Raw genomic sequence first — 10,953 nt, 5'->3', positions numbered from 1 at the left:
AGCAGCAGGTCAACCTAAGTTTTGTAGTGATATTTATGCTGTGGGAATCATGGCTATTGAAGCATTAACTGGAGTTAATGTAAATCTACTTCCTAAAGATATCTCAACTGGTAAAATTATCTGGAAAGATCGAGTTAATGTAAGTGATGATTTAGGTCGGGTTCTGGATAAAATGATGTTGTATGATTGGAGACATCGTTATCAAAGTATTGATGAGGTGATGGCTGAACTCAGAGTTGGTAGTTATTCTGCTAATGCTACTACATATCAACGTACTTTCTGTTCTAGGAAACCAGTTAACGATCCTTTCACAACTGTTGCAGTTTCTACTGTTCTTAATTTTGTAATGTTGCCACAACTTGCACTCTCTAATGATATGCGTCTGGTTTCAGATAGTGGGGTTGACTATCGTAAGTTGCGTGACTTATTAGCGGCAGGAAAGTGGAAAGAGGCAAATCGGGAAACAAATATAGTTATGCAAAAAGCTACTAAAGTAAAATGGCTAGTTAAGCTACAATTATTGTCAGGATTAAATTCCAAAAGTATCAAGAAAATTCCTTGTACCGACTTGCAAACTATTAACAAACTCTGGGTAAATTACAGTAATGGGCACTTTGGGTTTAGGGTTCAAAAGCAAATTTACTTGGATACCGGAAATCTACCTCTAAAATATAACAAAAAAACTTATAAACAATTTGGAGAGAAAATTGGATGGAAGCTAAAGCGAAACTGGGGATTTTTTGGTGGATGGTTATTCTACCATAATATAATCTTTGAAAGAAATGCTCCCAGGGGACATCTCCCGGTATTGGCTCCTATTAGTTTAAAAAAAGTAGAATATTTGCTAATATTTGCTTTAGGCAGCCTTCTTTTATTTTGCTTTTACTTTTACTTTTACTGGGAGCAATATAGGTTTATTGATTTGATTATAAAATCTGTGTTTATTTGTTATCTTGTATTTCTATTTAAATACCTTTTACAGTTTAGTTTGTCGCAGTCTCATTATCTTATTTTTACTATCTCAAAGAAGCTTGATGAGCATGATAAAATATAAGCCTTTGATTCATCAACAGAAAAAAGTTTTAGCAAGTAATTTGTAGGGAGTTTTCTTTATTTGAACATTTCCATACCTAGCACTGAGAATTTTCACCGAAAAATAAAGGTTTAAAGCCTCTCATAAGCAAGGAGAAACAAGCGGTCGTTCTATCTTGGGAGCTTCCCGTAAGGTGGGATGGCGAGGAGACCCGCTCTTGCAGAGCCGCTCCGCTAACGCCATATCCAATCGACCAAGAGAGAAAAAATTTTCCTTTTATTCAATCCTCTTCCTTTTAGGGAAAGGTAATTATCAATTATCAATTATCAATTATCCATTATCCATTATCCATTATTGAACCCCACTCCGTTCCACTTGCCATCACAATATGTACTTAATTGTCATTGCGAGGGGTTAGTTACAGTAGGTTGGGTTAAGCGATAGCGCAACCGAACAATTATGCAGCCTATTCCATATAGAACCCCTAAACGGATCTATAAACGGGAGTGTGGGAAGAGGGGGAAGAGTGGGAAGAGGGGGAAGAGGGGGAAGAGTAGGGGAAATTGTGAAGCTTGGGGACCTAGATTCTACCTTTTTCCCCTATTCTATATTCTCGATCTCCTGAGGAGGTCCTCCTGAGGAGGTCCTCCTATGCCACTTTGCAAAGATACGCTCAGGGCTTCTATAAATGTAGCACAGTAATTCCAGTACCTCAGACCAACAATAATCAAACCTTAATTCAACAGTTCAAAAACTGTTTGGAAATACACTCCTATGGTACTTCATAAACCTGAAATTTGCTGTAAGTATTTGTTGGGTTACTCCTGCGGAGAACCAAGCTACGTTCCTCAACCCAACCTACAAATTGGTTAAAATATTAAAATGTAAATCCAATTCAAAAAAAATCAAGAAATAATTATGGCAAACTTCACAATTAATGACTTACCTGATGAATTAATGGCAAAAATTCAACAATTAGCTAATAAAAATAATCGCAATTTAAGTCAACAAGTTATTGTAATTTTAAAATAACTTTTGCCAGATGAAAAACCAAAATTGCTAACTTCTCAAAATATAGATACCACTTGGTCAGAAAAACGCAAATTAGTTCCCCAACTTATAGCCAGAATCGAAAAAGCAATTATGAGTCAATCCCAATTACTAACTATAAAATTAAATGCCCAAGATTATATTGGTGCAGCCTAGCGTAGCTATATTGCCTAGTAAAAAAAAGTTCAAAGATTAAATTTACCCCTAAAATAAATATTATAGCTAAAAGATTACTTTGATTAATAAATCGGCTTAAAAATATTTAAAAGATTAAACTACTATAACTATTTTATAATTCCTGACTCCTAAAAAAAGCTATAAATTTATCAAAAAAAATAATGATTAACAAAATACTTAGACATCGCTATAAAATTATATCAGAGTTAGGTAAAGGTGGTTTCGGGACTACTTATTTAGCACTAGATTTAGACCTTCCCAATCATCCTCAATGTGTGGTAAAACAACTAGCCCCATATGACCCACGACCAGAAGTTTTTCAAGTTGCTAAAACTTTATTTGAAAAAGAAGCAATAATATTACAACGTCTCGGGGAACACAATCAAATTCCCAGATTATTTGCCTACTTTGAAGAGGGTGGGCAATTTTATTTAGTTCAAGAGTTCATAGAAGGAAATGATTTAACAAAGGAAATTTATTCAGGGAAAAGTTTTAGTGAAAATCAGACTATTCAACTCTTAACTGAAATCTTGGAAGTTTTAAAGTATGTACATCAGCAAAATGTAATTCATCGTGACTTAAAACTGCAAAATATTATGCGGAGAAAATCTGATAGAAAAATTGTATTAATCGATTTTGGGGCAGTGAAAGAAATTAAAGGGTTAGCAATTACAACTGGGGGTCATACAACTATGACAATAGCAGTGGGAACTCCTGGATATATGCCTAGCGAACAAGCAGCGGGTCAGCCTAGATTTTGTAGTGATATTTATGCTGTGGGAATGATTGGTATTGAAGCATTAACTGGAATACAAGCACATCGATTAGTTAAAGACCAGTCAACAGGTGAAATTGTCTGGAAAAACACAGTTAATATTAGCGATAAATTAGTCTTGATTCTAGATAAAATGGTGTCAGATTACTGGAAAAATCGTTATCAAAGTATTGATGAAGTAATAATTGAATTATCTAATATTAATAATAATGTCAATTACCAATCACAACAAGAAATATCAAAGCAACATACAGTTTTAATAAATAGTAATCAGCATAATAGTCAGCCAAAAACTACTTTTCCTCCCACTTCCTCCTCATCAACTTCTGCTCAAACTTTAGTCAAAATAGGTGTAGGTATTGGTATTGCTTTCAGTATTATTATTGGCTCTATTATTATTAACAATATTTCTAGAGAACAGGAAACATTCTCATCCTCACCTACTAGAAATAGTCAAAATGAGGGAGCATCAGTTAAAACTTCAACTCCCAACCTCATCTCCTACGCCACTAATATTTCTGAAGTTCGTACCCTCAGCGATCATAGTGACTGGGTTCGTTCTGTTGCCATTAGTCCTGACGGACAGACTGTTGTTAGCGGTAGCTGGGACAATACTATCAAAATTTGGGATTGGGTAAATAGTAGTCTCCAAGGGACTCTTGCTACTCAGAGTGACAGAATTTTTGCTGTCGCTATTACACCCGACGGACAGACTATTATTAGTGGTGATGCTGACGGAACTATCAAAATTTGGGATTTGGTAACGGGTAGTCTGAAAAATACTCTCACTGGTCATAGGAAAGGGGTTTATTCTATTGCTATCAGTCGCGACGGACAAACTGTTATTAGTGGTAGTGCTGATGGCACCATCAAAATTTGGGATTTAGCAACGGGTAGTCTGAAAGCTACTCTCACTGGTCATAGTAAAGCAGTTTATTCTGTCGCCATCAACTCTGAAAGACGGATTATTGTAAGTGGTAGTGGTGATGGCAATATCAAAATTTGGGATTTAGCAACGGGTAGTCTTATAAATACTCTTGATGGTCATAACGATCGGGTTTTTTCTGTTGCTATTAGCTCTAACGGACAGAATGTTGTGAGTGGTAGTGCAGACAAAACTATCAAAATCTGGGATGTGGCAACGGGTAGTCTCAAAAATACTCTCACTGGTCATAGCAACGAAGTTTGGTCTGTAGCTATTAGTCCAGACGGTCAAACTATTGTGAGTGGTAGCGAGGACAAAACTATCAAAATTTGGGATTTAGCAACAGGTAGTCTCAAAAATACTCTCACTGGTCATACATGGGTCGTGACTTCTATTGCTATCAGTTCCGACGGACAAACTATTGTGAGTGGTAGTGATGACAAAACTATCAAAATTTGGTCGGCGCGTTAGTAGGTCATTTCAGTTATCAGTTATCAGTTATCAGTACCTCTGCAATCAGGAGGCTACGAAAATACGGAATTCTATTTTTTTATCCCCTGAAAAGGGGAGACTTTAGACCAAGATTTTTCGGTAATGGTACTTAGACATTTTTTGGTAGGAAAAATGCTTCAAAGTCAGTCTAGATAAGGGAATTACGTCGATGCCTTAAAAATGGCTAGAATCCGTGCTTATTCAGGATTTATACCTTTTTGACGTAAAAGCCTCTTCCCATCTATATTTGAGCCTATTTTCTGGCTTTATTTTGTGTAAGTCCCAGTAATACCAATTTGAAAAAAGAATGCTACAAAAAGGTAGATATTGTCCGGATATCCTTAAGAATAGCTAGTCTAGTTCATTTTAGATAGTTATTTATGTCGTTTTTCCATTTTTTAAAATATTTATCCCTTCTTCCTTCTTCCCTCTTCCTTCTTTACTTACTTCTACCATTTGTAACAAACATTTATCAAATTGGTATAAGATATTGATACAATATGCACGGAATTCAATTCAGTTATCAGTTATCAGTATTTCCGACTTAAGCAGAGACTCTACATATAGGGAGGGCGAATGCCATTCGCCCCTACAAATGGTGGCTTAAAGGTCAATTTGCGTAAATCCTGTCTATAATTACTTCACTCCCCCACTCCCCCACTCCCCTACTCCCTACTCCCCCACTCTAACTCAACCTCCGCCAAATACCAACACTCCCATCACCACAACCTGCTGCCAACATTTGACCATCTACACTAAACGTTACTGCATTAACTACTGCTTCCTGACTCAATACTCCTAACTCCTCCATCGTATAAGGGTTCCATAAATACATATTCCCATCTCGACATCCACTTGCTAAAATCAAACCATCGGGACTAATAGCAACCGCATTCACTCCATCAGGATGCTGCAATATTCCTAATAAATCTCCGGTCGCTAACTGCCACAACCTAATAGTATTGTCACTACTCCCACTCGCTAATATCTGACCGTCAGGAGCGATCGCCACACTCCGCACCACATCACTATGACCAGTCAAAGTCAACAATAACCTCCCTGTCCCTACATCCCACAACTTAATCGTCTTATCTCCACTCCCACTCGCTAATACTTTGCCATCAGGATTAATAGCAACTGACTCCACCCATGCAGTATGACCTTTCAAATATCCTCGCATTTTCCCACTGTTGAGATACCAAACCTTCACCGTCTTGTCACCATGACCGCTTGCCAATATCTGACCGTCTTGACTAATAGCGATCGCTTGCACAGCACCCCAGTCTTGACCCAACCAACCGCCTAAAGTTCGCACTAACTTACCAGTACCCAAATTCCAAACTTTTACAGTACCGTCATTACTCCCACTCACCAAAGTCTGACCATCTGAACTAAAAGCGATCTCCTGCACCCATCCCGAATGACTAAACATCCACCCCCCCAAAGTACGGGGTTCGCCACCAGTCTTCAGAGTCCAGACTTTAATGCTATTATCCTCACCCCCACTCACCACAGTCTGACCGTCAATACTAAATGCTACTGTTCTGACTTGATCGCCGTGACTTTCTAAACTTTCATACCCTTCCCAAGAACTCTTTGTAGTCTGCATTAAATCATTCAGTACTTCTTCTACTGAATGATAGCGTTGTTGAAGCGATGGTTGTAACATCCGATCAATAATATTATTCAAAGATGTGCTTACAGGTCTGGGTAAATGTTGCTGCCATAACCATTCTTCACCATGACGCAGGTCGAAGGGGTCGAGTAGAGTCATTAACTGAATGCAGACAACACCTAAACTATAGATATCGCTAGCAAATACAGCTTGACCAATTAACTGTTCTGGTGCAGTATATTCTGGAGAACCGATAACCGTACCACTTTTGACTGCGGGATTAGTAGAAATAGCTTTGGCAGCGCCGAAACCTACTAAATATAAATTTATTCCCCAGTCATATTCACCCTCATTAGCACCACGACGAATAATATTTTCTGGTTTAATATCCCGATGAATTACTTGACTCTTGCGGATAAACTGCAAAACTGGCAGTATTTCTCTCAGAAATTTTCTAATTTTTTGTTCGTTAAATGTTCCTTGTTCTTTTAATTCTTGAGCTAAATTTTTTCCTTCTATATATTCTTGTACTAAATATCTATAAGATGAGACAACAAAATAGGCTAATAAACTAGGAATTTGTGGATGTTTTCCCAGTTTGTCTAGTTGTAATGCTTCTCGGTTAAATAATGCTGATGCTTTTTCTATTTCACTAATATTTTGTGCTGCATTTTTGCCAGGAATACCTACAGGTAAAAATTGTTTAATGACACATATTGGTTTTGAAGGAATATCTTCATCAACTGCCAAGAATGTTCTGCTAAATGTACCTATTCCGATTTGTTTTAGGAGGCGGTAATGTTCTCTAAGGATTAGTTTTGCACCGCAACTTTGGCAAAATATATTTTTGTCTGGGTTTTGAGGTTTTTGACAAGTAGGATTGTAGCAATAACTCATATTTTGTACGGGTAATAACTTAGTTGATTATTTTAAAATATATTGATTTTTTTATTTTTTTCTTGTTTTGCCGATCAATTATTTTTTTCATTTAATTTTTATAGTAATCCGTACATAATTTGTAAAAAATCCCAAAATTGATAAACAGTTTTAAACTCTTACACTCTGTTGCTTTTTCCCAGAATATTTTTTATACAATTGAAAGAGCATTACTACATTATACCAAAAATTCGTCATGGTTTCCACTGTCACAATCATGTAGACTAGATAAATTTCTGTCATCATTCAGGGAAAAACACCTATAATTAAGTAGGTAGCTGTAGGCAAGAAGTAAATTTAGGAATAAATATAACTAATAGACATCTCCAAAAATCCAAAATAAAATCAATTTTTATCCATAAATTATCAATTATTTCTCCCTACTGTCTACAGCAAAGCTGCCTACTGCCTCTTTTATGGAGATGTCTAATCAGGGAATTCTATTTGATGTGTAATATTTATTTCAGTAATTGATTTTATGCTGTGGATTTTTATTTATAGCCAATTAAATAATACCGTTAACTTTTAAACTTAGACATTATTATAGTCAGGAATCATGCCTTGTATATCAACAGAATATTTAGCTCATGTCAATTCAATTATCAGTTATCAGTACCTCCTACAATGGGAGGCTTGAGACCTAATTTTTTTTGTCATAATTAATACTTTTGAGAGCAAATAATGTTAAAAATAGTATAGGTAAGATTATTAGTGAAGAGATTAATCTTTTTATTCAACTCACCTTGAGATATAGCAGAAGAAAGAAGGAAAAATATGTCGCTGTCTAAGTTTTAAGCTTTTGATATGTCCTAGCCTTTGCTTCGACTGCTATATTTGGAATTACTCAACTATACTAGATATAATATTGTTTAATTTTATAGTTGCTACGCTATTGAACCTAAAACCTACAACCTATTACCTGCTTCAAACAGTTGCTAAATCACCTAGTTTTACCATGCCAAAAATATTTATATTTTCAAACAAAAGCTATAAAATAAATTTATTTAATACTCTTTTTGTTGAACAAATAGAAGCAAATAAATATGAATATTTTATAGCAAAATATAACGACAAAAAAGCAGAATATTTGCCAGAATTAGAAAGAAAACTCAACCAATCTGATTACTTGATTTTGTTATTGAATCCTCAATCAATAACCTGTGAAATTGTAACAGAAACGGTGAGACTATCAAGAGAATTTCAAAACATTCATCCAAATAATAAACCTTGGATTCTACCTGTTTTAATTGATATTTCTGTCGATCTAACTTGGGATTATAATCTCTATGCCTACTTGAATAAAATGCCACAATGGCAATTAAAAAGTGAAGAAAATATTCAAGACTTAGTTGCTGAAATTATGCTCTTAATCGGAAATGAATTATCTCCCTCAATTCCTGAAACAAAATCAAGATTAATATTAAATAATTCTCTGAATATAAATGAGTATAATAAAAAACCTTTGCCATCCTCACTACCAAAATTACCCAAAAATCAAGATGATTACCATCATAATTTTTATATTAAGCGCTCTCCTCTTGAAGAAAATTGTTATCAAGAAATTACTAAACCTGGTGCTTTGATCAGAATTAAAGCACCGAGACAGATGGGAAAAACATCTTTAATGGCAAGAGTTTTACATGATGTTGAAAAATTAGGATATAAAACAGCAGTATTAAATTTTCAATTAGTTGAACGTCAAATTTTTGACAATTTAGATATATTCTTACGATGGTTTAGTGCAGAGGTAGCTTCAGAATTAAATTTGCCTACTAATTTAGATAATTATTGGAACGAAATTTTTGGTAGTAAAGTATCTTGTAAATCTTATTTTGAAAGACATATTTTGAAAAGTATTGATACTCCTATAGTCTTAGTATTAGATGAAGTAGATAATATTTTTCAATATCCAGACATTACTATAGATTTTTTCAGTTTATTACGAGCTTGGCATGAGGATGCAAAAAATCGCGATCTTTGGAAAAATATGCGGTTAGTAGTTGTACATTCAACAGAAAGTTATGTGCCTATAGATATTAATCAATCACCTTTTAATGTTGGCTTACCAATTGATTTACCAGAGTTGAATGCAGCCCAAATCAAAAATTTAGCTAGCTATTATCAATTGCAATTAAATATCTCTGAAATAGAAAAATTAATGGCAATTGTTGGTGGAAATCCTTACTTAATCAAATTAGCTCTATATGAAATTTATCAACACAATATTAGCATTGATGATCTATTAAAAACAGCAGCAACAGATGTAGGATGTTATGCAGATCATTTACAGCGACATTGGTGGCATTTACAACAATCTCCAGAGTTAGCACAAGCAGCTAAAACAGTAATGAATTCTAATCAACCAGTACAATTAGAAACAATGGAAGGGTTAAAATTACACAGTATAGGATTAGTCAATTTCCAAGAAAACCAAGCAACACCACGTTATGATTTATATCATTTATATTTTAGAAATCGTCTTTAAATTCAAACAACTATTAGGACTTAAACATTTTATGGTTGAAAAATGGCGCTCGTGTCAGTCTAGATCAGGGAATTACTTCAATGCGCTCAAAATGCCTAGAACCCTTGGTAATTAAGGATTTAACCTTTTTGACTAAAAGCCAGTCCCTGTCTAGATTTGAGCCTATTTTATACTTCTATTTTGTCTAATTCCCACTATAGCAGTCGCTATTACAGTATCAGGACTTATGATATCAAATTCGTTAACTATGACCTCACTAGGGGTGGTAATGCGGTTGGTGGGGCGAAAATCCTCATTTACCGCATTCTCAGTCCTACTGACTACTTTTTTAAATTGTTTTAACTAAAAAATAACTAAAAAAAACTTAGACTTGATTTGAACCTACTTCCAGTAATTTTTCCAATCTTGCCGTTGACCAGTATTCCGTGGGATAGGCGATCGCAAAAATAGACGAAAGTCGAACCAACCATGTCACCTGCTTAAAAGCATCATCTTCCTCATCAAATTCATCCGGTGGAACTAAGACCATAATTTCTACAAAATCTTTAGTTACAGTAACGGGGAGACCATAATAAGTTTCCTCAGCTTCAATGCGGACTTTACTACCATTTTCTAATGCTTCTGTTAATCTTTGATAAAGAAGATTAGATTTTTTTGACTTTTCTTTTTTGGCCACAATTATTCTCCCTAAGTCTGATGTTGCAGTTTAGCGCTTTTAACAGCACCCATGTACAACTTCGCTATTAACTTGTTAGCAGTCGCCGCATTTTGCAACTTACTAAAGTTAATTGTATCTGGTTGAATTTTAACTTGACTAGGCAAGTTTTTAACTCCCTTGTCGCTTAACCGCATCCCAGTTGTCAGGAAATCCGTACATAGTTGTCAATGACCAGATGTGGGTCTTTGGTAATGTTTAGCTCAAAAGTGACTAATGACATAAAAAATCTGTCCTTTTCCCAAATCAAAACGTACTGTTACTGCCGGGACTTGATGCTGAAAAAGCAAATTATGACTAGCAGTGTCAATATGGACTTTATCCGAGTTTAGTACTTCTATATTTTAATTTCCTCATAACCACTATTAGGGATTTGGCTCTCAATATTACAAGAATATTTGACCACAAACTATCTGCAAAAGTTTCTACAGACAATAATATAATTAATTTTTAATTCTTGAGTCTAGAGTAGTGTCTTAGGAAATGCACGCTGTACTTTTCAAATATCCTCTTAATACCATTGATTAAAAGACATCTCCAATAATCAAAAATAAAATTAATTATCCTGTAGAAATTATCAATTATTTCCCCCTACTCTGTAGGGAGGTTGCATGCAAAGTCCCTACGACCTACTCCCTCTTTTCCGGAGAGGTCTATAATTTCTACAAAATCTTTAGTTACAGTAGCAGGGAGACCATAATAAGTTTCCTCAGCTTCAATGCGGACTTTACTACCATTTTCTAATGCTTC

Annotated in this window: 7 protein-coding genes; 4 read left to right on the top strand and 3 right to left on the bottom strand. The window is 35.1% G+C overall.

Annotation, left to right across the window (positions count from 1 at the left end; genetic code table 11):
- From F6K18_RS29745 to F6K18_RS29735, 3 genes are all read left to right on the top strand, one after another.
- The coding region (locus F6K18_RS29745; protein ID WP_287526271.1) for a GUN4 domain-containing protein at nucleotides 1–1,054 on the top strand (1,054 nt) is incomplete at its 5' end.
- A gap of 1,014 nt (nucleotides 1,055–2,068) precedes the next feature.
- Complete coding sequence (locus F6K18_RS29740; RefSeq protein WP_287526269.1) at nucleotides 2,069–2,239, top strand: hypothetical protein; 171 nt, start codon at nucleotides 2,069–2,071, stop codon at nucleotides 2,237–2,239.
- 182 nt (nucleotides 2,240–2,421) lie between these two features.
- Nucleotides 2,422–4,431: a serine/threonine-protein kinase gene (locus tag F6K18_RS29735; protein WP_287526267.1), complete on the top strand. Its 2,010-nt coding sequence runs from the start codon at nucleotides 2,422–2,424 to the stop codon at nucleotides 4,429–4,431.
- 706 nt (nucleotides 4,432–5,137) lie between these two features.
- On the opposite strand, the gene F6K18_RS29730 is transcribed toward F6K18_RS29735, so the two are convergent.
- On the bottom strand, nucleotides 5,138–6,964 hold the full coding sequence (locus F6K18_RS29730) for a serine/threonine-protein kinase (RefSeq protein ID WP_287526265.1): 1,827 nt from the start codon (nucleotides 6,962–6,964) through the stop codon (nucleotides 5,138–5,140).
- 994 nt (nucleotides 6,965–7,958) lie between these two features.
- Here F6K18_RS29730 and F6K18_RS29725 point away from each other — a divergent pair.
- Nucleotides 7,959–9,488: an AAA-like domain-containing protein gene (locus F6K18_RS29725; protein ID WP_287526262.1), complete on the top strand. Its 1,530-nt coding sequence runs from the start codon at nucleotides 7,959–7,961 to the stop codon at nucleotides 9,486–9,488.
- Between the two features lie 364 nt (nucleotides 9,489–9,852).
- Here F6K18_RS29725 and F6K18_RS29720 read toward each other — a convergent pair whose 3' ends face one another.
- Nucleotides 9,853–10,164, bottom strand: coding sequence for a hypothetical protein (locus F6K18_RS29720; RefSeq protein ID WP_124147289.1), 312 nt, complete (start codon nucleotides 10,162–10,164; stop codon nucleotides 9,853–9,855).
- An 11-nt stretch (nucleotides 10,165–10,175) separates the two neighbouring features.
- Entirely contained in the window at nucleotides 10,176–10,310 is a 135-nt protein-coding gene (locus F6K18_RS29715; protein WP_287526260.1) for a hypothetical protein, read from the bottom strand.
- Nucleotides 10,311–10,953: the final 643 nt, after the last annotated feature.

The sequence above is a fragment of the Okeania sp. SIO2C2 genome, assembly GCF_010692625.1.
GTDB lineage: Bacteria > Cyanobacteriota > Cyanobacteriia > Cyanobacteriales > Microcoleaceae > Okeania > Okeania hirsuta.
The sequence above is the reverse complement of the archived record's forward strand: the minus strand, read 5'-3'. Positions and strand labels throughout refer to the sequence as shown.

What these genes read in the sequence shown, in the direction of transcription:
- F6K18_RS29735 (WP_287526267.1), top strand. Translation starts at nt 2,422, where the DNA reads ATGATTAACAAAATACTTAGACATCGCTATAAAATTATATCAGAGTTA.
- F6K18_RS29730 (WP_287526265.1), bottom strand. Translation starts at nt 6,964, where the DNA reads ATGAGTTATTGCTACAATCCTACTTGTCAAAAACCTCAAAACCCAGAC.
- F6K18_RS29725 (WP_287526262.1), top strand. Translation starts at nt 7,959, where the DNA reads ATGCCAAAAATATTTATATTTTCAAACAAAAGCTATAAAATAAATTTA.